The sequence below is a fragment of the Streptococcus agalactiae genome, from assembly GCF_949788565.1.
GTDB classification, from domain to species: Bacteria; Bacillota; Bacilli; order Lactobacillales; family Streptococcaceae; genus Streptococcus; species Streptococcus agalactiae.
On the sequence record NZ_OX460931.1, the window covers coordinates 612,695 to 637,835 of the forward strand.

23 protein-coding genes are annotated in these 25,141 nt (G+C 35.7%); 18 read left to right on the forward strand and 5 right to left on the reverse strand.

All coding sequences use genetic code 11. From position 1 onward, the window contains the following. The first annotated feature begins 6 nt into the window (after positions 1-6). The 5 genes from uxaC (at position 7) to QOR44_RS03360 (ending at position 6,205) form a co-directional block, all read left to right on the forward strand. Positions 7-1,407: a glucuronate isomerase gene (gene uxaC / locus QOR44_RS03340; RefSeq protein ID WP_000143795.1), complete on the forward strand. Its 1,401-nt coding sequence runs from the start codon at positions 7-9 to the stop codon at positions 1,405-1,407. A 17-nt stretch (positions 1,408-1,424) separates the two neighbouring features. After that, a complete protein-coding gene (locus tag QOR44_RS03345) occupies positions 1,425-2,471 on the forward strand; it encodes a mannonate dehydratase (RefSeq protein WP_000426046.1) in 1,047 nt (348 codons plus the stop codon). A 123-nt stretch (positions 2,472-2,594) separates the two neighbouring features. Continuing rightward, the gene (locus tag QOR44_RS03350) at positions 2,595-3,434 is read left to right on the forward strand and encodes an SDR family oxidoreductase (protein WP_000034790.1); all 840 of its coding nucleotides are present in this window, start codon (positions 2,595-2,597) and stop codon (positions 3,432-3,434) included. Between the two features lie 152 nt (positions 3,435-3,586). Next, on the forward strand, positions 3,587-4,399 hold the full coding sequence (locus tag QOR44_RS03355) for an HAD family hydrolase (protein ID WP_000228632.1): 813 nt from the start codon (positions 3,587-3,589) through the stop codon (positions 4,397-4,399). A gap of 15 nt (positions 4,400-4,414) precedes the next feature. Beyond that, the gene (locus QOR44_RS03360; protein WP_000149441.1) at positions 4,415-6,205 is read left to right on the forward strand and encodes a glycoside hydrolase family 3 protein; all 1,791 of its coding nucleotides are present in this window, start codon (positions 4,415-4,417) and stop codon (positions 6,203-6,205) included. 57 nt (positions 6,206-6,262) lie between these two features. Here the strand turns inward: QOR44_RS03360 and QOR44_RS03365 are convergent, their stop codons facing one another. Beyond that, positions 6,263-7,348: a M24 family metallopeptidase gene (locus QOR44_RS03365; RefSeq protein WP_000040811.1), complete on the reverse strand. Its 1,086-nt coding sequence runs from the start codon at positions 7,346-7,348 to the stop codon at positions 6,263-6,265. Positions 7,349-7,557: 209 nt separating this feature from the next. On the opposite strand from QOR44_RS03365, the gene ccpA reads away from it, so the two are divergent. The 8 genes from ccpA to QOR44_RS03405 all read left to right on the forward strand — a co-directional run bounded on the left by ccpA (position 7,558) and on the right by QOR44_RS03405 (position 17,716). Then, positions 7,558-8,562, forward strand: a complete 1,005-nt coding sequence (ccpA, locus tag QOR44_RS03370; protein WP_001090621.1) for a catabolite control protein A — start codon at positions 7,558-7,560, stop codon at positions 8,560-8,562. Positions 8,563-8,693: 131 nt separating this feature from the next. After that, entirely contained in the window at positions 8,694-10,160 is a 1,467-nt protein-coding gene (locus QOR44_RS03375; protein WP_017649583.1) for an alpha-amylase, read from the forward strand. A 44-nt stretch (positions 10,161-10,204) separates the two neighbouring features. Further along, positions 10,205-11,203 (forward strand): LTA glycolipid anchor biosynthesis glycosyltransferase, IagA/BgsA family, encoded by a 999-nt coding sequence (locus tag QOR44_RS03380; RefSeq protein ID WP_141444569.1) that lies wholly within the window; start codon positions 10,205-10,207, stop codon positions 11,201-11,203. A gap of 1 nt (position 11,204) precedes the next feature. After that, entirely contained in the window at positions 11,205-12,539 is a 1,335-nt protein-coding gene (locus tag QOR44_RS03385; protein WP_001219475.1) for a glycosyltransferase family 4 protein, read from the forward strand. 456 nt (positions 12,540-12,995) lie between these two features. Then, positions 12,996-14,939: a threonine--tRNA ligase gene (thrS, locus tag QOR44_RS03390; protein ID WP_000591012.1), complete on the forward strand. Its 1,944-nt coding sequence runs from the start codon at positions 12,996-12,998 to the stop codon at positions 14,937-14,939. A 222-nt stretch (positions 14,940-15,161) separates the two neighbouring features. Then, entirely contained in the window at positions 15,162-15,866 is a 705-nt protein-coding gene (locus QOR44_RS03395) for a response regulator transcription factor (protein ID WP_001261248.1), read from the forward strand. 97 nt (positions 15,867-15,963) lie between these two features. Then, positions 15,964-16,983 (forward strand): DUF3114 domain-containing protein, encoded by a 1,020-nt coding sequence (locus QOR44_RS03400; protein WP_141444570.1) that lies wholly within the window; start codon positions 15,964-15,966, stop codon positions 16,981-16,983. A 166-nt stretch (positions 16,984-17,149) separates the two neighbouring features. Then, positions 17,150-17,716 carry a PepSY domain-containing protein gene (locus QOR44_RS03405; RefSeq protein WP_000592390.1) on the forward strand — a complete coding sequence of 189 codons (567 nt, stop codon included), beginning with the start codon at positions 17,150-17,152 and terminating at the stop codon, positions 17,714-17,716. Between the two features lie 48 nt (positions 17,717-17,764). On the opposite strand, the gene QOR44_RS03410 is transcribed toward QOR44_RS03405, so the two are convergent. From QOR44_RS03410 to QOR44_RS03425, 4 genes are read right to left on the reverse strand one after another with little or no spacing between them, the layout of a single operon-like run. Beyond that, complete coding sequence (locus QOR44_RS03410) at positions 17,765-18,415, reverse strand: amino acid ABC transporter permease (RefSeq protein ID WP_000100034.1); 651 nt, start codon at positions 18,413-18,415, stop codon at positions 17,765-17,767. An 11-nt stretch (positions 18,416-18,426) separates the two neighbouring features. Next, positions 18,427-19,122, reverse strand: coding sequence for an amino acid ABC transporter permease (locus QOR44_RS03415; RefSeq protein ID WP_000173642.1), 696 nt, complete (start codon positions 19,120-19,122; stop codon positions 18,427-18,429). A gap of 12 nt (positions 19,123-19,134) precedes the next feature. Then, on the reverse strand, positions 19,135-19,935 hold the full coding sequence (locus tag QOR44_RS03420; protein WP_000946165.1) for a transporter substrate-binding domain-containing protein: 801 nt from the start codon (positions 19,933-19,935) through the stop codon (positions 19,135-19,137). An 11-nt stretch (positions 19,936-19,946) separates the two neighbouring features. Next, positions 19,947-20,702 carry an amino acid ABC transporter ATP-binding protein gene (locus QOR44_RS03425; protein WP_000053151.1) on the reverse strand — a complete coding sequence of 252 codons (756 nt, stop codon included), beginning with the start codon at positions 20,700-20,702 and terminating at the stop codon, positions 19,947-19,949. Positions 20,703-21,041: 339 nt separating this feature from the next. Between QOR44_RS03425 and yycF the strand changes: the two genes are divergently transcribed. The 5 genes from yycF to rnc all read left to right on the forward strand — a co-directional run bounded on the left by yycF (position 21,042) and on the right by rnc (position 25,140). Then, entirely contained in the window at positions 21,042-21,752 is a 711-nt protein-coding gene (gene yycF / locus QOR44_RS03430) for a response regulator YycF (protein ID WP_000722052.1), read from the forward strand. Then, positions 21,745-23,094 (forward strand): cell wall metabolism sensor histidine kinase VicK, encoded by a 1,350-nt coding sequence (gene vicK / locus QOR44_RS03435; protein ID WP_001065469.1) that lies wholly within the window; start codon positions 21,745-21,747, stop codon positions 23,092-23,094. Before yycF ends, vicK begins: the two co-directional genes overlap by 8 nt. 3 nt (positions 23,095-23,097) lie before the next feature. Further along, positions 23,098-23,907, forward strand: coding sequence for an MBL fold metallo-hydrolase (locus QOR44_RS03440; RefSeq protein WP_001289497.1), 810 nt, complete (start codon positions 23,098-23,100; stop codon positions 23,905-23,907). Between the two features lie 2 nt (positions 23,908-23,909). Next, positions 23,910-24,278, forward strand: a complete 369-nt coding sequence (locus tag QOR44_RS03445) for a YbaN family protein (RefSeq protein WP_000719384.1) — start codon at positions 23,910-23,912, stop codon at positions 24,276-24,278. Positions 24,279-24,453: 175 nt separating this feature from the next. Next, the gene (gene rnc / locus QOR44_RS03450) at positions 24,454-25,140 is read left to right on the forward strand and encodes a ribonuclease III (protein ID WP_000661526.1); all 687 of its coding nucleotides are present in this window, start codon (positions 24,454-24,456) and stop codon (positions 25,138-25,140) included. Position 25,141 lies beyond the last annotated feature (1 nt).

Here is a 25,141-nt window from a genome sequence, read left to right on the forward strand (position 1 = left end):
AAGAATATGACGTTTAATACTGAAACATTTATGTTAAAAAATCAAGCAGCTTTACAGCTGTATGAAGAGGTCAAGAGACAACCTATTTTTGATTATCATTGCCACTTAGATCCAAAGGACATTTTTGAAGATCGTATTTTTGATAATATTGTGGATTTGTGGCTTGGTGGTGACCACTATAAATGGCGTCTTATGAGGGCTAATGGTATTTCTGAAGCAGAAATTACAGGTCCAGCATCCAACCTTGAGAAATTTAAAGCATTTGCTAGAACACTAGAAAGAGCATATGGTAATCCTGTTTACCATTGGTCTGCTATGGAATTGAAAAATGTCTTTGGTGTTAATGAGATTTTGACAGAATCAAATGCTGAGGAAATTTATCATCGTTTAAATCATTTCTTGAAAGAGCATAAAATAAATCCTAGACGTTTAATTGCAGATAGCAAAGTTATGTTTATTGGTACTACAGACCATCCTCTTGATACTCTCGAGTGGCATAAAAAGTTGGCTGCTGATGAGAGTTTTAAAACAGTTGTTGCTCCGACATTTAGGCCAGATGAAGCTTTTATTGAACATCGACATTTTGTTGATTTTATAACTAAACTGGGTGACATTACTCAAAAAGAGATTACAGATTTTTCAACATTTATAGCAGCAATGGAAGAACGCATTGCGTATTTTGCTCAAAATGGTTGTAGGGCTAGCGATATTAGTTTTACGGAAATCGTCTTTGAACAAACTGATGAATTGGAGTTGAACGATTTATTTAATAAAGTTTGTGAAGGCTATATCCCAAATCAATCAGAAATCAGCAAATGGCAAACAGCTGTTTTTATGGAACTTTGCCGATTATATAAAAAATATGGTTTTGTAACACAGGTGCATTTTGGAGCTTTGAGAAATAATCATTCTACTATTTTTGAAAAATTGGGAGCTGACGTGGGTGTGGATTCACTTGGTGACCAAGTGGCTTTAACTGTTAATATGAACAGTTTATTGGATTCCTTAGTTAAAAAAGATAGTCTGCCTAAAATGATTTGGTATAATCTCAATCCAGCTTACAATATAGCAGTAGCTAACACTTTGGCAAATTTTCAAGCTAACGAACTTGGAGTGAGATCTTACCTTCAATTTGGTGCAGGTTGGTGGTTTGCAGATACTAAATTAGGGATGATTAGTCAAATGAATGCCTTAGCAGAGCAAGGCATGTTGGCGAATTTTATTGGTATGTTAACAGATTCTAGAAGTTTTCTATCTTATCAACGTCATGACTATTTTCGACGTATTTTATGTACCTACTTAGGAGAATGGATTGAAGAAGGAGAAGTTCCAGAAGATTATCAAGCTTTAGGAAGTATGGCTAAAGACATTGCTTATCAAAATGCAGTTAATTATTTTAAGAACTAAAAAGGAAGAGTGAAATCATGGAAATGTCATTTAGGTGGTATGGTGAAGACGACCCCGTTACTTTAGAAAATATTGGTCAAATTCCAACAATGAAAGGGATTGTTACAGCGATATATGATGTACCAGTAGGAGAAGTTTGGTCACGTGAGCGCATTCAACAGCTGAAAGAAAAGGTAGAGGCAGCAGGGCTTAAAATTTCGGTTATCGAATCAGTTCCTGTTCATGAAGATATCAAATTGGGACGTCCAACACGTGACCTCTTGATTGATAATTATATTCAAACCGTCAAAAATTTGGCTGCGGAAGGTATTGATACTATTTGCTATAATTTTATGCCAGTATTTGACTGGACACGCACTGATTTAGCATATCAATATCCAGATGGTTCTACAGCTTTGATATTTGATGAGACGGTTTCTAAAAAAATGGATCCAGTAAACGGTGAATTATCTTTGCCAGGATGGGATGCCAGCTATAGTAAAGAAGAAATGAAGGCTATCATGGATGCCTATGCTGAAATTGATGAGGAAAAACTTTGGGAAAATCTCACTTATTTTATTAAACGTATTATTCCTGAAGCGGAAGCCGTAGGCGTTAAAATGGCCATTCATCCGGATGACCCACCATACTCTATTTTTGGTTTACCTCGCATTATTACTGGGTTAGAGGCTATTGAGCGTTTTGTGAAATTGTACGATAGTAAAAGTAATGGCATCACTTTATGTGTGGGTTCTTACGCTTCTGATCCCCAGAATGATGTTTTAGAGATTTCGCGACGTGCTTTTGAGTTAGAACGTGTAAACTTTGTTCATGCTCGCAATATTAAATTAGGTGATGGAAAGTCATTTAAAGAATCGGCTCATCCATCAGAATACGGGTCAATAGACATGTATGAAGTTATCAAGTTATGCCATGAATTTGGGTTTGAGGGTGCTATTCGACCTGACCACGGGCGTATGATTTGGGGAGAAACAGGTCGTCCAGGATATGGCCTATACGATAGAGCATTAGGAGCCACTTACCTTTCTGGTTTATACGAAGCTGTGATTAAAGGTTCAAAATAAGGCGATGCTTCCAAATTTCTCCTGCTCCAATCTCCTGCAAGAGAAATTTGGAAAGTTATTATCATAATATGATTGTACTTAGCTAAGAGTAGAATACTTATAGAAGTTAGTGAGAGGGATAAGATGTCAAAAATAATTACATTTACCAATAAAGTTGTCGTCATAACAGGTGCAGGCGGTGTTCTCTGTGGTTATATGGCTAAAGAATTTGCGAAAGCAGGCGCTAAAGTGGCATTATTAGATTTGAATCAAGAAGCTGCTCAAACATTTGCTGATGAAATTGTAGAAGAAGGTGGTATCGCCAAGGCTTATAAAGCTAACGTTTTGTCTAAAGAAAACCTTGAAGAAGTGCATCAAGCCGTTTTAGAGGATCTTGGACCAACTGATATTTTAGTTAATGGTGCAGGAGGCAACAATCCTAAAGCTACAACTGATAATGAATTTCACGAATTAGACTTACCTTCAGAAACAAAAACCTTCTTTGAGTTAGATGAAGCTGGTATTAGCTTTGTTTTTAACTTAAATTATTTAGGAACATTATTGCCAACGCAAGTATTTGCCCAAGATATGGTTGGACGTGAAGGAGCGAATATTATTAATATCTCTTCAATGAATGCTTTCACCCCTCTGACCAAAATACCAGCTTATTCTGGAGCTAAAGCAGCTATTAGTAACTTCACACAATGGCTAGCTGTTCATTTCTCAAAAGTTGGTATCCGTTGTAATGCTATTGCACCTGGTTTCTTGGTAACAAATCAGAACCGAAGCTTGTTATTTACTGAGGACGGTCAGCCAACTGCGCGTGCTGAGAAAATTCTTAATAATACACCAATGGGAAGATTTGGAGAAGCAAGTGAGCTGATTGGCGGATTGTTCTTTTTAGCAGATGAAAAATCATCAAGTTTTGTTAATGGCGTTGTCCTTCCGATTGATGGTGGATTTGCTGCTTACTCTGGTGTTTAATTTATAAGATAATAGCCACTTAACATATAAGAGATTATTGAGTTGAGTGGTTTTTTAAGGAAATTTGTTTAATGCTCTTACCACTAAATGATGGGTAGGTTGCTAATTGGAAAATCCTCATAAGTTAGATAAATTTAGAAACTGGAGATAATATGGTAGATACAAATCACAAAATCGCTTTTTGCATAGATTCCGATGGTTGCGCAATGGATACAATGACATATAAGCATCAACTCTTTTTTGGTCCAATTGCTGCAGATATATTTGGGATATCAGAACAAGAAAGAACAAGTTTTTTAAAAGAGTGGGATAGAGTCAATCTTTATTCAAGAACTCGTGGAGTTAATCGGTTTGTGGGATTGGTTATGGGCCTTGAGTTTGCCGGAGTAGAACATATTGATAAATTAAAAGAATGGGTCGAAACGACAGACTCATTGTCCAATAATTCCTTAGAGTTAGCGCTTGCCAACGATTTTAGTAGAGATTTAGAGAAGGCTTTAGAATGGTCCGATGAAGTGAATCGCCAAATCAAAAATTATGAGGGAGATTCTTTAGCGTTTTCAGGTGTGTTAGAAAGTTTAGAACGATTAAGTCAATTTGGTAATGTTTATGTCGTGAGTTCTGCTAACAAGGAAGCTGTTTGGCAAGAGTGGGAAGAACAGGGATTGCTAAAGTATGTTGATGATATCTATTGTCAAGATAGAGGTAAAAAAGAAGATGTTATCGCTACTTTAATTGCAAGTGGTTACTGCCGTGAAACTATTTTGATGGTAGGAGATTCCCCGGGTGATTTGGCTGCAGCAGAACAAAATGGTATTGCATTTTACCCAGTACTTGTTGGTAAGGAAGTCAAATCATGGGAAATTCTTAGAGAAGATATTGGTGAAGCTTTTGCAAAAGGTCAATTCGAACAGCAAAGGCAAAAAGAATCTATTAATACCTTTTGGGCTAATTTAGATAACTAATAGAAAGGATAGGCTATGACACATTTAGTTGACTTAACAAAAAAACCCTTTAACCTAAATCAAGAAGCAATTGAGTGGATTGAAAAAACAATTAATGAGATGACATTGGATGAGAAAATTGGGCAACTTTTTTTCAATATGGGAGCTAGTCGTTCAGAAGAATATTTAACAGATGTTTTGGATCGGTATCATATTGCTGCTGTTCGCTATAATAGAGGTAGTTCAAGTGAAATCTATGATCAGAATTTAATTTTACAGACAAAGTCGAAATTGCCGATGTTGATTGCTGCAAATACAGAAGCTGGTGGAGACGGTGCTGTCACAGATGGAACTAAAGTTGGCGATGAAATAAAAGTGGCTGCTACAAATGATCCGAAATATGCTTATGAAATGGGAAGAATCGCAGGGATGGAGGCATCTGCTGTGGGTTGTAATGCTTCATTTGCTCCAATTGTAGATTTGACACGTAATTGGCGTAATCCTATCATAGCTAGTCGAAATTGGGGTGCTAACGTTGATCAAATTATCTCACTTTCAAAAGAGTATATGAAAGGAATCATGCAATATAATATTGTACCTTTCGCTAAACATTTTCCAGGGGATGGTATTGATGAGCGTGATCATCATTTGTCATTTGCTTCCAATCCTATGAGTAAAGAGGAATGGATGTCGACATTTGGCCGCATTTATGGTGAATTGGCTGACGCAGGTCTACCAGGAGTCATGGCAGGTCACATACATTTACCAAATGTTGAAAAAGAAATGCATCCAGAGCGAGACCTTGATGATATGTTACCAGCTTCATTGAATAAAACACTTTTAGATGAGTTATTGAGAGGAGAGTTAGGTTATAATGGAGCTATTGTAACGGACGCTTCTCATATGGTTGGAATGACTGCTTCAATGCCAAGGAGAGATTTGTTGCCAACGGCGATTGAAGCAGGTTGTGACTTGTTCTTATTCTTTAATGACCCCGATGAAGACATTCAATGGATGAAAGAAGGTTACGAAAAAGGTATTCTAACAGAGGAACGTCTCCATGACGCTTTACGTCGTACTCTCGGTCTAAAAGCGAAATTAGGCTTGCATAACTATGAGGGACGTCGCCAAGAACTCTTTATGCCTAAAGATAAGGCTATGGCTTTAATCAACACATTAGAGTCGCAAAAAATAGCTGATGAAGTTGCTGATAAAGCAGTAACTCTGGTAAAAGATAAACAAAAAGATATCTTTCCAGTAAATCCAGAACGTTATCGTCATATCTTACTTGTTAACGTTGAAGGATATAAGGGAGGTTTTGGTGCGATGATTGCTGGAAACAAGCAACGTGCATCGGATTACATGAAAGAGTTACTTGAGGAACGTGGCCATGAAGTAACTGTCTGGGAGTCTACCGAAGAGCGTATTATGAAATTGCCTCAAGAGGAGCGGGCAGCAGCTATCGCTAATGTTTACGCACAAAAACAGCCAATCGCAAATCTAACAGAACACTATGACCTGATTATTAACTTGGTAGATGTCAATGCTGGAGGAACAACACAACGTATTATTTGGCCAGCAGCTAAAGGCACCCCTGATCAGCCTTTTTACGTTCATGAAATACCATCTATTGTGATTTCAGTGCAACATGCATTTGCTTTAGCAGATATGCCACAGGTAGGGACTTATATTAATGCTTACGATGGGCTTCCTAGCACGATAAGTGCAGTAGTTGCGAAATTGGCTGGAGAATCAGAATTTACAGGAGTTTCACCAGTAGATGCTTACTGTGGTTTAATTGATACACATTTATGGCGTCAATGCTAATAGAAACAAGATAATGTACTTTTATGTAACATAAAAAAAGAGCTTTAAGCTCTTTTTTTATCCTTCAAAATAGAGTAGTTCCTTGGGTGTTTTGGTAAATACTTCAAAGCCGGTTTTAGTCACGTAACCGCAGTCTTCAATTCGCACACCAACTTTATCTGGTATATAAATACCTGGTTCAACAGAGAAGCACATGCCTTCTTGAATCTCCATATCGTTACCAGCCATAATAGATGGAAATTCATGGACATCCATACCTAATCCATGACCAAGGCGGTGGTTAAAGTATTGTCCATAACCAGCCTTTTCAATAACATTTCTTGCTGCTGCGTCAACTTCAGAAGCAAGGACTCCTGGCTTAATAAAATCAATAGCCGCTTGATGTGCTTCAAGACATAAATGGTAAATATCTTTTTTGAATTGATCAGGTTTCCCCACTGCTACTGTACGGGTCATATCTGACGTATAACCTAGTGTTTCTACACCTAAATCAAACAATAACAAAGCATTATTTTCGATTTTATTAGTTCCTGGGATACCATGTGGATTTGCTGCATTATTGCCAGTCAAAACCATAGTGTCGAAACTCATTTTATTGATACCTTGTTTTTTCATTTCAAATTCGATTTGAGCGATAATATCGGTTTCAGTGTTGTTTAGCGAGATATTGTCAAATCCAACTTGAACAGCTTTATCAGCAAATTCTCCAGCGACTAACATTTTCTCAATTTCATCTCGTGATTTAATTAGGCGCATGTTTTGAATATAAGGTGTTAGGTTTTCAAAATGACCATCAAAAACGGTTTGGAGACCTTGGAATTTAGTAACATTAAGATTATCAAATTCGGCTAGAACTTTAGAAACAGAAAAGGATGGTAAGTTGCTAGCTATTTTTTGCCAAGGATTTTCTGAATCTATGTAACCAAAGACGGGAAATGGTACACTTTGTTTTGCACGCGATACTTCTAGTGCTGGTACAAATAAAATAGGATCGCGATCTTCATAGACAAATAAAAACATTTGTCTTTCATGGGGATCGCAAAAGAAACCTGTTAAATAGTTGACTGTCACAGGATCAGAAAAGACAGCAAGTTCAGCTTGGACTGAATGTAAGTGATGGCGTATACGATTAAGTTTTGACATAATAACCCTTCTTCCTAAAAGGAACTTAGTCTAGTTAGGCTAGTTTCTTATGCCTATTATTTTTCCAAAAAAATAGGAAAAAATCAAGTTTAGTTAGTATTTTGAAAGTTTTTCATAAAAAAGCTTTATAAAAGCTTGAAAGTGTTTCCAAAAGGTGATAAAATATCAGTGAAAGCGTCATTTTCAAATAGAAAGGAAGTTAAATCAATATGAATACAGATGATACGATTACGATTTATGATGTTGCCCGTGAAGCAGGTGTTTCGATGGCAACTGTTAGTCGTGTGGTAAATGGAAATAAAAATGTCAAGGAAAATACACGTAAGAAAGTCCTTGAAGTTATTGATCGTCTTGACTATCGTCCAAATGCTGTGGCGCGTGGTTTAGCAAGTAAAAAAACGACAACTGTTGGTGTTGTCATTCCTAATATCGCAAATAGCTACTTTTCAATTTTAGCGCGTGGTATTGATGATATTGCAGCAATGTACAAATATAACATTGTCCTTGCTTCAAGTGATGAAGACGATGATAAAGAGGTTAATGTTGTTAATACTTTGTTCGCTAAGCAAGTAGACGGTATTATTTTTATGGGACACCACTTAACTGAAAAGATTCGTGCAGAGTTCTCTCGTTCACGCACACCGATTGTTTTAGCAGGTACTGTGGACCTTGAGCATCAATTGCCAAGTGTTAATATCGATTACAAAGCAGCAGCAGTTGATGTTATTGATATTTTAGCTGGCAATCATAAAGACATTGCTTTTGTATCAGGACCACTTATTGACGATATTAATGGCAAGGTTCGTTTGGCAGGATACAAAGAAGGTCTCAAGAAAAATGGCTTAAACTTTAAAGAGGGGTTGGTTTTTGAAGCCAACTACCGTTATGCTGAAGGCTTTGCATTAGCTCAACGCGTGATTAATGCTGGAGCAACAGCAGCATATGTTGCTGAGGATGAGTTAGCGGCAGGTTTGTTAAATGGTCTTTTTGAGGCAGGTAAACGTGTCCCTGAAGATTTTGAAATTATCACAAGCAATGACTCGCCAATCGCACAATATACACGTCCTAACTTAACTTCTATCAGTCAACCGGTTTATGATTTGGGTGCTGTTAGCATGCGTATGCTAACAAAAATTATGCACAAAGAAGAGTTGGAAGAAAAAGAAATAGTGCTTAATCACGGGATTGTTAAACGTGGCACAACAAATAATTAGTGTTAGAGTATGTTATTTGAAAAATAGTGGTAGAATGGTAGTAGCTTAGCGCTTAACTTTCTGATACTTAACATGATATATTGAGAGGATTAGGGTAGCTTAGCTTCCTAATCTTTTTTTAGAGGTGTAATATGACAAATGAATTGATAATGCAAGCTTTTGAGTGGTATTTACCTAGTGATGGGAATCACTGGAAGAAATTAGAGGGCTCTATATCAGACCTTAAAAAACTTGGAGTTAGTAAAATCTGGTTACCACCAGCATTTAAGGGAACTAGCAGTGATGATGTAGGATATGGTGTTTATGATCTCTTTGATTTAGGAGAATTTGACCAGAATGGAACAATTAGAACAAAATATGGTAGGAAAGAAGAGTATCTAAAGCTTATTAAGTCGTTAAAGGCAAATGGCATTAAACCGTTTGCAGATATCGTTCTTAACCATAAAGCCAATGGTGATCATAAAGAAAAATTTCAAGTCATCAAAGTCAATCCTGAAAATCGTCAAGAAGCATTAAGTGAACCCTATGAAATTGAAGGATGGACGGGATTTGATTTCCCAGGTAGACAGGGTGAGTACAATGATTTTAAATGGCACTGGTACCACTTTACTGGTTTAGATTACGATGCTAAAAATAATGAAACAGACATCTTTATGATTGTAGGCGATAATAAAGGTTGGGCAGACGATGATTTGATTGATGATGAAAATGGTAATTTCGATTATCTCATGTACAATGACATTGATTTTAAGCATCCTGAAGTTATAAAAAACTTACAAGATTGGGCTAAGTGGTTTATTGAAACTACCGGTATTGAAGGTTTTCGTTTGGATGCTGTGAAACATATCGATTCTTACTTTATTCAAACTTTCATTAATGATATTCGTACAAAAATAAAACCCGATTTAGAGGTCTTTGGCGAATATTGGAAATCTGACCAAACATCAATGAAGGACTATTTAGAGGCAACACAATTTCAATTTTCTCTTGTTGATGTTACCTTACATATGAATTTTTTTGATGCCAGTCACCAAAACCGTGATTTTGATATGCGAACAATTTTTGATGATAGTCTTGTTATTGATAATCCTGAGTATGCTGTTACATTCGTAGAAAATCACGATACGCAAAGTGGACAAGCTCTAGAAAGTAGAGTGGAAGATTGGTTTAAACCTTTAGCTTATGGCTTGATACTTTTACGCCAACAAGGGACTCCATGTCTTTTTTATGGTGATTACTATGGCATTCAAGGAGAATTTGGTCAACCATCCTTTAAAGAGATTATTGATAAAATGACTGAGCTACGCCAAAACTATGTATTTGGCAAACAAGTCGATTATTTTACGCATTCAAATTGTATTGGTTGGACTTGTCTTGGGGATGAGGAACATAATTCTTGTTTAGCTGTGGTCCTAACAAATGGTGATCAGGGATGGAAACATATGGAAGTAGGGGAAATTTATGCAGGCAAAACTTTTGTTGATTATTTAGGCAATTGTGAACAAGAGGTTGTTATAGGAGATGATGGTTGGGGTGATTTTTTAGTTGCATCTGCGTCTATCTCGGCTTGGGTCCCTAAAATAGAGGAAGCTAACTGATAAATCAGGTGAAAAAAAAGGTAAAATGAGATATAATAAGACCTATGAAAGTTTTACTGTATTTAGAGGCTGAAGAATACTTGAAAAAGTCAGGTATCGGTCGTGCTATCAAACATCAAGAGAAAGCTCTTCAAATTGCTGGGATAGATTATACCACTAATCCTGCAGATGACTTTGACCTTGTTCATATGAATACCTATGGTATTAGAAGTTGGCTTTTGATGAGTAAAGCTAAAAAAACTGGGAAAAAAGTAATTATGCATGGCCATTCCACTGAAGAGGACTTTAGAAATTCTTTTATTGGCTCAAATTTAGTATCCCCGCTTTTTAAATGGTACCTTTGCCGTTTTTATCAAAAAGCAGATGCCATTATAACCCCAACTGATTATTCTAAACAACTAATAAAAGCATATGGCATCAAGAAACCAATTTTTGTTTTATCTAACGGGATTGATCTAAGTCGCTATCAGAGGTCAGAAAAGAAAGAATCTGCATTTCGTCACTATTTTCACTTAAGTAAGGATGATAAAGTTGTTATAGGGGCCGGTCTTTATTTCATGCGTAAGGGAATTGACCAATTTGTTGAAGTAGCTGCAAAAATGCCTGATATTCGTTTTATTTGGTTTGGAGAAACAAATAAATGGGTTATTCCTCGAAAGGTTAGGCAAATCGTTACCAAGCAACATCCCTCAAATGTTACTTTTGCTGGTTACATAAAAGGTGATGTTTATGAAGGTGCCATGAGTGCTAGCGATGCTTTCTTCTTTCCGAGTCGTGAAGAGACAGAAGGGATAGTAGTTTTAGAGGCTTTAGCTAGTCATCAGCATGTGGTTTTAAGAGATATCCCTGTGTATCACGGTTGGGTGACCGAAGACAGTGTTGAATTAGCGACTGATGTTGATGGTTTTGTTGAAAAGTTGGATAAAGTCTTATCTGGTAAGAGTGATAAGATTAAAGAAGGTTATCATGTGGCTGAGAGTCGAAGTATCGAACGAATTGCCCATGAATTGGCAAGTGTTTATCAAAAAGTAATGGAGTTGTAAGATGCGTATAGGTCTATTTACAGATACATACTTCCCCCAAGTTTCGGGAGTTTCAACAAGTATCCGCACTTTAAAGGAAGGGTTGGAGAAGGAAGGACACGAAGTTTATATTTTCACAACTACCGACCGTAATGTCAAACGTTTTGAAGACCCTACAATTATTCGTTTACCAAGTGTCCCTTTTATTTCTTTTACGGATCGTCGAGTAGTTTATAGAGGTTTAATTTCTGCTTATAGGATAGCTAAAGACTACGAACTTGATATTATTCATACTCAAACAGAATTCAGCTTAGGGCTTTTAGGAAAATTAGTTGCAAAAGCTTTAAGAATACCTGTTGTGCATACTTATCATACTCAATATGAGGATTACGTTGGTTATATCGCAAAAGGCAAATTGATTAAGCCAAGTATGGTCAAATATATCATGCGTACCTACCTAAGTGATTTGGATGGTGTCATATGTCCTTCTCGAATTGTTCTCAATCTTCTAGATGGTTACGGTGTCAAAATTCCAAAACAAGTTATTCCGACAGGTATTCCTGTTGAGAACTATCGTCGAGAGGATATCTCTGAAGAAACAATCAAGAATCTACGAACGGAGCTTGGACTTGCGGATAATGATACAATGCTATTGAGTTTATCACGGGTATCTTTTGAAAAAAATATTCAAGCAATCTTGATGCATTTATCAGCTGTCGTTGATGAAAATCCTCACGTAAAATTAGTGATAGTTGGAGATGGTCCTTATCTTTCAGATCTAAAAGAACTTGTTCACTCTCTAGAACTTGAAAATTCAGTTATTTTTACAGGTATGGTTGAGCATAGCCAAGTGGCTATCTACTATAAAGCATGTGATTTCTTTATTAGTGCTTCAACAAGTGAAACGCAAGGATTAACTTACATTGAGAGTCTGGCGAGTGGACGTCCAATCATTGCGCAAAGTAATCCTTATCTAGATGATGTTATTTCAGATAAAATGTTTGGAACTCTGTACAAGAAGGAAAGTGATTTGGCAGATGCTATCCTAGATGCAATAGCAGAGACACCCAAAATGACTCAAGAAGCTTATGAACAGAAATTATATGAGATTTCTGCTGAGAATTTCAGCAAGTCTGTATATGCTTTTTACCTAGACTTTCTGATTTCACAAAAAGCTAGTGTGAAAGAAAAAGTCTCTCTGACAATAGGAAATAAGGATAGCCATTCTACTCTTCGTTTTGTCAGAAAAGCGGTATATTTACCTAAGAAAGTTTTTACCTTTACAGGAAGAGCTTCTAAAAAAGTGGTAAAAGCACCTAAACGTCGTATTTCATCTATTCGAGATTTTTTAGATTGAGACGAATAAAATTAGTAAATGTCTTGAAATTATAAAAAATATTGTTATAATAAAAAATGAAGACATGTTAGGTTCTAATAGATTTCAAGAGCGAGCACTGGTTGGTGGAAAGAGTGCAATTAGAGAACTTAGTACTACTTCCTTGATTTTATGCAAACATAAAAGGGTGGTTCCCTTATCGCCACTAGAGGTCTGACACAAGTATACTCGAGTTTTTGTGTTGGATAAATTGAGGTGGAACCACGTAGTCTTTACGTCCTTTTGGATGTAAAGGCTCTTTTTTTATAAAAGAAATGGTTGCATAAAAGAGGCAGATTGCTTTGCTAATGTTATACTTATTATCCCTAGCTAGGATAATGTGGAATTCAATCAAAGGTCAATCCCTTTGTTTATTAGTGAATTAATGTGTTTAGGAATTGGTATCATCCTAACAGTTATTAAGAAAAGGAGAACAAGATGATTAAAATCACTTTCCCAGATGGTGCAATTCGTGAATTTGAATCTGGCATCACAACATTTGAAATTGCACAATCAATTTCTAACTCTTTAGCTAAAAAAGCTTTAGCTGGTAAATTTAATGGTCAACTTATTGATACAACACGTGCTATCGAAGAAGATGGTAGTATTGAGATTGTAACACCTGACCATGAAGATGCTTTAGGAGTTCTTCGTCACTCAGCAGCGCATTTATTTGCTCAAGCTGCAAAACGCCTTTTTCCAGACTTATGTTTAGGTGTAGGTCCAGCTATTCAAGATGGTTTTTACTACGATACTGATAATAAATCAGGTCAAATTTCAAATGATGATCTTCCTCGTATTGAAGAAGAAATGAAAAAAATTGTTAAGGAAAATCACCCTTGTATTCGTGAAGAAATCAGTAAAGAAGAAGCGTTAGAACTTTTTAAAGATGACCCTTATAAAGTTGAATTAATTAGTGAACATGCTGAAGATGGTTTAACTGTTTATCGTCAAGGTGAATTTGTAGACCTTTGTCGTGGACCTCATGTCCCATCAACAGGACGTATTCAAGTCTTTCATCTTCTAAATGTCGCTGGTGCTTACTGGCGTGGTAACAGTGATAATGCTATGATGCAGCGTGTCTATGGTACTGCTTGGTTTGATAAAAAAGATTTGAAAGCATATCTTAAACGCCGTGAAGAAGCTAAGGAACGTGACCACCGCAAATTAGGTAAAGAACTTGATTTATTTATGGTTAATCCTGAAGTAGGTCAAGGATTGCCATTCTGGTTGCCAAATGGAGCAACTATTCGCCGCGAATTGGAACGTTACATTGTTGATAAGGAGATTGCTTCAGGTTATCAACACGTTTACACACCTCCGATGGCATCTGTTGAATTTTACAAGACTTCTGGGCACTGGGACCACTATCGTGAAGATATGTTTCCCACAATGGATATGGGAGATGGAGAGGAATTCGTTCTTCGTCCAATGAACTGCCCACACCATATTGAAGTTTATAAACATCATGTTCATTCATACCGTGAATTGCCAATTCGTATCGCTGAACTTGGTATGATGCACCGTTATGAAAAATCAGGGGCCCTCACAGGATTGCAACGTGTACGCGAAATGACACTCAACGATGCCCATATTTTCGTTACACCTGAGCAAATTAAAGATGAATTTCTTAAAGCTCTTAATCTCATAGCAGAAATTTATGAAGATTTTAATTTAACAGATTACCGTTTCCGCTTATCTTATCGTGACCCAGAAGATAAACATAAGTATTATGATAACGATGAGATGTGGGAAAATGCACAAGCTATGCTAAAAGAGGCTATGGATGATTTTGGATTAGATTATTTTGAAGCAGAAGGCGAAGCAGCCTTTTACGGTCCTAAATTGGATATCCAGGTGAAAACTGCTCTTGGTAATGAAGAAACATTATCTACTATCCAACTAGATTTCCTTCTTCCAGAACGCTTTGATCTTAAATACATCGGTGCAGATGGTGAAGAACATCGTCCAATTATGATTCACCGCGGTGGTATTTCAACAATGGAGCGATTTACAGCTATTTTAATTGAAACTTACAAAGGTGCCTTTCCAACTTGGCTTGCTCCACAACAAGTTTCTGTTATTCCAATTTCAAATGAAGCCCACATTGATTATGCTTGGGAAGTGGCTCGTGTCCTTAAAGATCGTGGTATTCGTGCTGAAGTGGATGACCGTAACGAAAAGATGCAATATAAGATTCGTGCGGCTCAAACCCAAAAAATTCCATATCAATTGATTGTTGGTGATAAGGAAATGGAAGAAAAAGCCGTAAATGTGCGCCGCTATGGAAGCAAAGCGACTGAAACAAAATCTATAGAGGAATTTGTAGAAAGTATTTTAGCTGATATTGCAAGAAAATCTAGACCTGACGAAGTTAAATAAATTTTATTAGTCATTATAAAAATCATTAATAAATGATGTGAACTGATTACTGTATGATACAGAATCAGTTTTTTAGATGCTAATTTTTTTCTTTATGTTTAATTATAAGCTAATTATAGATAAATAATCTCATATAACATTCACAAAATTAGATTTTTTTGGTATAATTAATATGATTGACACATAAAGGAAAATAGTATTAATAAAAAGGGGTATGGAGCATTGCGAACAGTATTAGTAGTGCAAGGTGATGACGAAACAATAGAGTTATTAAGGTCGTATTTAGAGGGAGCTCTTTATAAGGTTGTGATGGCTAGTGATGGTGAGGAGGCTTTTTCTTTATTTCAGCAACATCAGATTGATTTAGCAATCATAGATATTACGCTACCTAAAATAGATGGATATGAGTTGACGCGACTCATTCGTCAAGATAGTCAGATTCCTATTATTATGCTAGCAGCTAAGACAACAGATATGGACAGAATATTAGGATTGAATATTGGAGCAGATGATTTTATCACGAAACCGTTTAATTCTTTGGAGGTTTTAGCTCGAATTAATTCGCAACTGCGTCGTTACTATGAATTCAATAGTCTTGCCAAACCTAAAAATCAATTTATAAAGATAGGGGAATTGGAATTAGATGAGGAACATGTTGAACTAACTAAAAATGGTAAACATATCAAGTTGACTGCTACAGAATTTAAGATTCTTCATATCTTAATGTCATCACCAGGAAGGATTTATACTAAAACACAACTCTATGAGAAGATTAATGGTAGGTATTTAGAAGGTGATGAGACAACGATTATGGTGCATATTTCTAATATCCGTGACAAAATCGAAGATGATAGTAAATATCCTAAATATATAAAAACACTTAGAGGAGTAGGATATAAAATCGAAAAACCGCAGTATCTTGTTTAAAAATATAATGGCTAGTAAGAGCCATTTTTTAGTGAAGATATTTCTTGGTTTTAAGCTTTCCTTTTTGCTATAATAAGTAAAATTGGAGAGGAGAGATATGGCAAAGACCGCTCTTAATATTCCTTTTACAGTTGAAGGGATAGAAAATTATTATCAAAATATAAAAATGATACTGTCTTTAGCAGATAAATGGAGCATACCTAAAGATGATCTATTACTCTTTTTAAAGGGACTCAAGGCTATTGATGATATAAAAGTTGGCTCTCCTATTTTTAAGTATTTTTGGACTTCTTTAAGTTTACAAGCATCCCTCAAAGCTTTAGAATTCGTGTTAGAGCAGGCTAAAATGCCAACTGAATTGTCAGGAGAATTATCAGAAACACAATACTTGGTCGCACAGTTTTCAGATGAGTTAGCTCCACATGATGATTTCTGGATAGCCTTATCACAAGTTATTTATGATTCTTTTCCTGGGAATAGTCTAGCCGAAGATACTGTATTAAATAGGAAACTCCATCAATTCCGCTATTTGATTTCTAGTCAGCAAGCACAGTATGTTCGACGATACTTTAAAGATGTTGGTATGACTGATAGAGATGCTTTAGTAAACTACCTATCATGTTTAAGAGAACCAGATAGTATCACCTACTATGAATCTGCTCGCTTGCATAATAAACGTCGGAGAAATGGTGAAATCTTTGGTTTCCCAGATGATGAGCCGGTTATTAATAGTAAGCTTTTAATTTCATTCCATACGGAATTTATTATTGACGACAAAGGAAACTTTTTAAACGAGATTGACGCAGAAGTAATCACACGTAATGGCATTATCAATGGTGCTAGCTTTAATTATGCTTTTAAAAATAATACACGTCATAAAGAATTAGATGTTGATCCTGTAAAGTTAGACCCAAAATTTCGAAACGATATGACTAGAGGTTATAGATCGCCAAATCTATCTAGAAGGAAATGGTTTTTCTTTAAAGAAGAGGATTACGATTGTAGTTATTTCAATAAAAAAGGATATTACGCATTTGGAAGGCGTAGTGCTAAGCAATCGGTTGATAAACAAGTCAAATACTTGAAGAAGGCTGTGCAGAAAATGCGCATCAACTGATACATATACTATTAAAAGATACCATAGTACTATGGTATCTTTTAATTTGAGGTATTAATGTCAAATGGTTTTTATTGACCACATGTTTTTATAAACGAGTGGTCAAAATTGAAAAAGTGTCTAGCTTATGTTAAAATATAATTGAATAATAGAAAGAAGGTGCTGTATGATTAAAAAAAATAAAGTTTTTTTAGGAGTTCTTTTAGTCCTTGTTGTTATCCTTGGAGGTGGTGTATTATTTTACCAATCACAATTCCAAAAGACAACTAATCAAGCGTTAGCTATTGCTTATAAAGATGCTAAAGTGGCTAAGAAGGATGTCATACATCAAAAAATTGACAAAGAATTTGAAAACTTTAGAGGGAGCTACGAAATTGAATTCAATACCAAAAGTGCAGAATACAGCTATCATGTAGATGCTAAGACTGGACAAATCCTTGAGCGGGACATGGATAATAATGGCTTTTCAAAATCTACTTCTCAGTCAAGTTCATCGTCAAGTCAAAAATCTCATAAAATAAGTCAAGAAGAAGCCAAAAAGATTGCATTTAAAGATGCTAATATAGAGGAATCAGAAGTCAGTAATCTTAAGATCAAAGAAGAAATTGAAAATGGAAAATCAGTTTATGATATTGACTTTGTGGACCTGAAAAATAAAAATGAAGTTGATTATCAAATTGATTCAGAAACTGGAAAAATCATTGAACGTTCTAGAGATCATATGAATGATTAATTTAAATAAGATATAAAAAAACGAAGGTCTAAAAGGCCTTCGTTTTAATTACTCAGTAGCTTGCTCCCAACGTTTTGAAAGTTTACGTGAAAAACTTGAGATGATAAAGTTTGTAATGAAATAGACAGCAGTTATAATAGCGTAGAGTGTAAAAACTTGTCCAGCTTCGAAATATCTTCCCATTAGAATTTGACTTTTTCCGAAGATTTCTTGAATAGCTATAACAGAATAAAGTAGTGATGTATCTTTTATAACCGTTACAAACTGAGAAATAATGGCTGGCAACATTTTGCGAAAAGCTTGTGGGAAAATAATAATAATGAAAACTTGCAAATAAGTGAATCCTTGAGAAAGTCCAGCTTCTGTTTGTCCTTTATCGACTCCATTTAAACCTCCCCGAATAATTTCTGCTAAAGCAGCGGAGGTAAAAATTGTAAACGAAGTAATACCAGCGCTGACTGATTTCATCTGGAATACTAAGAAAATGATAAAAATCCAAAGTAGATTTGGAACATTTCTGACAAATTCGATATAGATACTAGCTATTAATTTCCAGATAGGATTTTTGCTATTTCTCATAATTGCTAATAGAGTTCCAAAAAACATTGATAGTAAAATGGAAATAAAAGATATATATAAGGTTAAACCGAACCCTTGAAGGAGAAATAGTATATTTGTTAGTGTTAAGACTGATGACATATCAAACCTCCTTAAGAATAAGTTTTCTTATTTAATTCTTCTTGTTTTCTTGCCCAGCTTGCTAGTGGGAAACAAATAACAAAATAGAAGATAGCAGCTCCTGCAAAAGCTGGGATATAATTAGTCGTATCATAAGCCCAGGCCTTAGCTACAAACATGATATCGGCTCCAGAAATGATTGCTACGGTAGAGGTATTCTTGATTAGATTAACAACTTGGTTGGTCATTGGTGGTAAAATTGTTCTGACAGCTTGAGGCAAAATGATAAGTTGCATGGTTTGATTAGCTGTGAATCCTTGAGCTAAAGCAGCCTCTGTTTGTCCTTTAGGGACAGCTTCAATTCCTGAGCGAATAACTTCAGAAATATAGGCACCATGGTATAGTCCAACGCACAAAACGGCGGTGAAAAAAGCACTAATCATAACATGTCCATTACTAATGATTGCTAGTCCATAGTAGACAAAAACCATTTGAACTAAAAGAGGTGTGTTTTGAAAAACTTCAACATAGATACGTGATATCAACTTACCAACTTTACTTTTAGAAGTTGATAAACCACCAGAGAGAATTCCTAATATCAGAGCAAGTAGGAGTGCACCAAACGAAATACCTAGAGTATATAAGAAGCCTTTAAAGAATAGGTCGAAATGGTTAAAGAAAGCGCCCCACCTTGAAATGGCAAAAGGACTGATGTTTAATAAAGTCATAAAAAATCCTCCCTATTCTTTTTTTACTTTAGCGGGTTTAAGCTTAAATTTTTGATAAATGTGTTTTAAACTACCATCTTTTTCCCATGATACCAGTAACTTATTAACGTAGGGAATCAAGACTTTGTCCTGTTTACTGGTTGCAATACCGTATTCTTGCGTATTGAACCCTTCTTTTAATATGGTTGTATGAGGGCTAAGGTAGCCGCTAAGGATAGATTTATCAACTGAAAAAGCATCAATACGATTAGCGTACAGCGATATCGCTAATTCTGGGAAACTCCCTAATTGAGCATAGCTAAATTTTAGCTTGTGTTCTTTAGCATATTTTTCTAAATTGACTTTTGTAGTGGCACCTTGAGCCACACCAATGTGTTTACCATCCAATTCTTTTATAGTTTTGATATGACTATTTTTACGCACCAAAAATCCAATTTCATCGTGATAATAAGCTTTAGAAATATTATAGTTAGCTTTTCTTTCGGGCGTGATAGTGTATGTTGCGATTAGAATATCAATTTGCCCATTGTCCATCAGAGGCTCTCTGGTTTGTGCGGTTGTCGGTACAAAAACTGGTTTGACACCTAAGGATTTGGCAATTTTTTTGGCAATATCAATTTCCATTCCTTCGTATTGATTCGTCTCAGCATTATAATAACCAAAGTTAGGCACATCTTGTTTGACTCCAACTTTAAGGACGCCCGATTTTTTGATTTCTGATAATTGATTAGCTGACGTTGAGTTAGGATAAAATAACAGGAAAATAAAAATACAGGATAATAGATAGAACGTTAATCTTTTTCGTCTCAGCATATTTCGTCCTCCTAAAGGTCAGTACTGGTATGGTTGATAATGTTGCTTAAAAATTGTTTAGCACGTGGTTCTCTGGGATTATCAAAAAAGTCTTGTACATCTGTAGTATCCACTAAAATTTCCCCATCAGCCATAAAAATAATACGATCAGCAACTTCTCGTGCAAATCCCATTTCATGAGTTACAACGACCATATTCATTCCGTCATTTGCCAATTTTTGCATCACTGAAAGAACGTCTCCGATGGTTTCGGGATCAAGGGCAGAGGTAGGCTCATCAAAGAGGAGGAGTTTTGGATGCATGGCAAGCCCTCTAGCAATAGCAATTCTTTGTTTTTGACCACCTGATAGCATAGATGGGTAGGAATCTTTTCTTTCCCACATATTGACAAATTTTAAATATTTTTCAGCAATTTCCATAGCTTCTTTTTTAGATTGTTTTAATACTTTAATAGGAGTTAATGTAATATTTTCTAACACGGTTTTGTGAGGATAAAGGTTAAAATGTTGAAAAACCATACCAACTTCTTTACGGAGGTTGACCAATTCTTTAGATGAAATATTTGCTAATTCATGTCCATTCACGACCAAACTACCATCGTCAATAGATTCGAGAGCGTTCATTGTTCTAATAAGTGTTGATTTACCTGATCCAGAAGGTCCTAATAGAACAACCACTTGCCCTGGCTCTATTTCCAAATTAATCTGACGAAGGGCGTGATAATCTCCATAATACTTGTTAACATTCTTATAAGATATGAGTGACATAAGAACCTCCTAAAATAACAGTTTATTGTTAGGTTACCTAACATTATAGATAAGTGTATCACCTGTTTGTGAGCTTGTCAATAAATTCAGAATATTAAAGAGTAGGATTGATTTAAATATTGCTATTTTTAGAGCGGTATTTTTAGTAAAAATATTACGTTCTCGTATCATTTATTTTTCAGTTTAATAGGATGTATTGAAAGTTTCCAATTAACTAGGAAATCTGTTATAATTAGTGATAATAGTGGTGCTTTAGGCCCATATTATCATATTTTCGGTCACTTTTATTTTTCAGTTTATGAATGGAAGTGGGAGACCAGAAAGTAATAGAGGTAAAATATGAAAAAAATACTTATCGTTGATGATGAAAAACCAATTTCAGATATTATCAAATTTAATTTAACCAAAGAAGGATATGAGACGGCGACAGCTTTCGATGGCCGTGAAGCTTTAGTACAATATGCAGAATTTCAACCAGATTTAATCATTTTGGATTTAATGCTTCCTGAACTAGATGGTTTAGAAGTGGCTAAGGAAGTTCGTAAAACCAGCCATATTCCTATTATTATGCTTTCTGCAAAAGACAGTGAGTTTGACAAAGTCATTGGTTTAGAAATCGGTGCAGATGATTATGTTACTAAACCTTTTTCAAATCGTGAACTTTTGGCACGGGTCAAAGCACATTTACGACGTACTGAAAATATTGAAACAGCTGTAGCAGAAGAAAGTGCTCAAAATGCTTCTTCAGATATTACTATTGGTGAGTTGCAAATTTTACCAGATGCCTTTATTGCTAAGAAACGTGGCGAAGAAATTGAATTAACGCACCGAGAATTTGAATTACTTCACCATTTAGCGACACATATCGGACAAGTCATGACACGCGAACATTTATTGGAAACAGTTTGGGGATATGATTATTTTGGAGATGTCCGTACAGTTGATGTGACGGTGAGACGTTTACGTGAAAAGATTGAAGATACTCCTGGTCGTCCAGAATATATTTTGACTCGACGTGGTGTAGGTTATTACATGAAGTCTTATGAATAATAGTGCTGCAAATATTAGGTCGTTTGAGCTAGCCTTACTTTTTTTACTAGTTTTTGTTGCTGTTTATTTTGTTTATCTAGCGGTTAGAGATTTTAAAATGTCTAAAAATATCCGGCTTTTGAATTGGAAAGTCAGAGATTTGATAGCAGGAAATTATTCAGATAGTATTCTAATTCAAGGTGATGCAGATTTGGTAGAATTAGGTGAAAGTCTAAATGATTTATCTGATGTCTTCCGAATGGCACATGATAACTTAGAACAAGAAAAGAATCGCTTAGCAAGTATCTTAACTTATATGACTGACGGTGTGCTGGCTACAGATCGTTCAGGAAAAATCGTTATGATTAATGAGACAGCCCAACAGCAGTTCAATCTAGCATATGATGAAGCTTTATCAATGAATATTGTTGATATGTTAGGGTCGGGAAGTCCATATTCGTTCCAAGATTTAGTCTCTAAAACGCCAGAGGTAGTTCTTAATAGACGTGATGAAAACGGTGAATTTGTTACCTTACGGATTCGATTTGCTTTGAACCGTCGTGAAAGTGGTTTTATTTCCGGTTTAGTTGCAGTGTCACACGATGCTACTGAGCAAGAGAAAGAAGAGCGTGAAAGAAGACTTTTTGTATCTAATGTTTCTCATGAACTTCGTACACCTTTGACATCTGTAAAATCTTATTTAGAAGCTTTAGATGAGGGAGCGCTTAATGAAGAAGTTGCTCCAAGCTTCATTAAGGTATCTCTAGATGAAACAAATCGTATGATGCGTATGATATCAGATTTATTAAGTTTATCGCGCATTGATAATGAAGTAACGCATTTAGATGTTGAAATGACGAATTTTACAGCTTTCATGACCTCAATTTTGAATCGATTTGATCAGATTAGAAATCAAAAAACAGTCACAGGAAAAGTTTATGAAATTGTCAGAGATTATCCTCTTAAGTCAATTTGGGTGGAAATTGATACAGATAAGATGACTCAAGTGATTGATAACATTTTAAATAATGCAGTCAAGTATTCACCAGATGGTGGTAAGATCACAGTTAATCTACGCACAACTAAAACGCAGATGATTTTATCAATATCAGACCAAGGCTTAGGTATTCCCAAAAAAGATTTACCTCTCATCTTTGATCGTTTTTATCGTGTTGATAAGGCGAGAAGTCGTCAACAGGGTGGGACTGGACTTGGTTTGTCAATTGCAAAAGAAATTGTTAAGCAGCATAAGGGATTTATTTGGGCTAAGAGTGAGTATGGTAAAGGGTCTACTTTTACAATAGTCTTGCCTTATGATAAAGATGCTGTAACTTATGAAGAATGGGAGGACGTTGAAGATTAAAACATGTCAGAAATAGGATTTAAATATAGTATCTTAGCTTCAGGTTCAACTGGAAATTGTTTTTATATTGAGACACCCCAAAAACGTCTTTTAATTGACGCTGGTTTAACAGGCAAGAAAGTGACTAGCCTTCTTGCAGAAATTAATCGTAAACCAGAAGATTTAGATGCTATACTAGTTACCCATGAACATTCTGACCACATTAAAGGTGTTGGCGTATTGGCTAGGAAATATCACCTTGATATTTATGCCAATGAGCAGACGTGGAAAGTTATGGATGAGCGTAACATGTTAGGCAAAGTTGATGTTAGTCAAAAGCATGTTTTTGGACGCGGTAAAACCTTAACTTTCGGGGATTTAGATATTGAGAGCTTTGGTGTAAGTCATGATGCTGTGGATCCCCAATTTTACCGTATGATGAAAGATGATAAGAGCTTTGTGATGTTGACAGATACAGGATATGTTAGCGACCGAATGGCAGGCTTGATTGAGAATGCAGATGGTTATTTGATCGAGTCAAATCACGACATTGAGATTCTACGTTCGGGTTCTTATCCTTGGACACTTAAGCAACGTATTTTATCAGATAAAGGACATTTATCTAATGAAGATGGTTCAGAAACCATGATTCGCACTATAGGTAACCGTACTAAACACATCTATTTAGGACACTTGAGTAAGGAAAATAATATTAAGGAACTTGCTCACATGACTATGGAAAACAATTTAATGAGAGCTGACTTTGGTGTGGGCACAGATTTTTCTGTTCACGATACTTCACCTGATTCAGCTACCCCACTGACGAGGATTTAAGATTGAAAAAGATTTTTTACATTAGTTTAGGATTTATTAGTTTAGGGATAGGCATTGCAGGTATTGTCTTGCCGGTAGTTCCAACGACTCCATTAGTATTGCTTTCAGCTTTTTGCTTTTCGAGAAGCTCTGAAAAATTTGATATTTGGTTGCGTCAAACTAAAGTTTATAAATACTACGCTGCAGATTTTGTTGAAAGCAGAAGTATTGCCCCAGCGCGTAAAAAGTCAATGATTTGGCAAATTTATATCTTGATGGGAATTTCAATCTATTTTGCTCCTCTAATGTGGCTCAAACTGGGATTATTGATTGGAACTATTGTAGGAACTTATGTGCTTTTTTATGTAGTACCTGATAAAATTGATGAATAGTTAACAAGAGACTAGGTGTGTATCCTAGTCTTTTGTTGAATATTCAAATATGTAATTAAGGAAACGTTTTCTTTGGAAGATAGGTTTAACTTCCAAAATGTTTGATTATTTGTCAACTGTGGTATAATGGTATTTGTTTAATATTTTATCTATGATTGAAATCAAGGAGAAAAAAATGAAAGAATTAAGATCAAAGCTGGAAAAAGACTATGGTATTGTTTTTGCTAATCAAGAATTATTAGATACAGCTTTTACCCATACATCATACGCAAATGAGCATCGCCTCCTAAACATTTCACATAATGAACGTTTGGAATTTTTAGGAGACGCTGTTCTACAATTACTTATTTCACAGTATCTTTTTACAAAGTACCCTCAAAAGGCAGAAGGTGATTTATCAAAATTACGTTCAATGATTGTTCGTGAGGAAAGTCTTGCAGGTTTTTCACGTCTATGTGGCTTTGATCACTATATTAAACTTGGAAAAGGAGAAGAAAAATCTGGTGGACGTAATCGTGACACTATTTTAGGAGATTTATTTGAGGCTTTTTTAGGAGCTTTATTATTAGATAAAGGTGTTGAAGTGGTTCATGCCTTTGTTAACAAGGTAATGATCCCTCACGTTGAAAAAGGGACCTATGAGCGTGTTAAAGATTACAAGACAAGCTTGCAAGAATTACTTCAATCTCATGGGGATGTAAAAATAGATTATCAAGTTACTAATGAAAGTGGTCCAGCACATGCAAAGGAATTTGAGGTGACTGTATCTGTCAACCAAGAAAATTTGAGCCAAGGAATTGGACGATCAAAGAAAGCTGCTGAACAAGACGCTGCCAAAAATGCTTTAGCAACGTTACAATGAG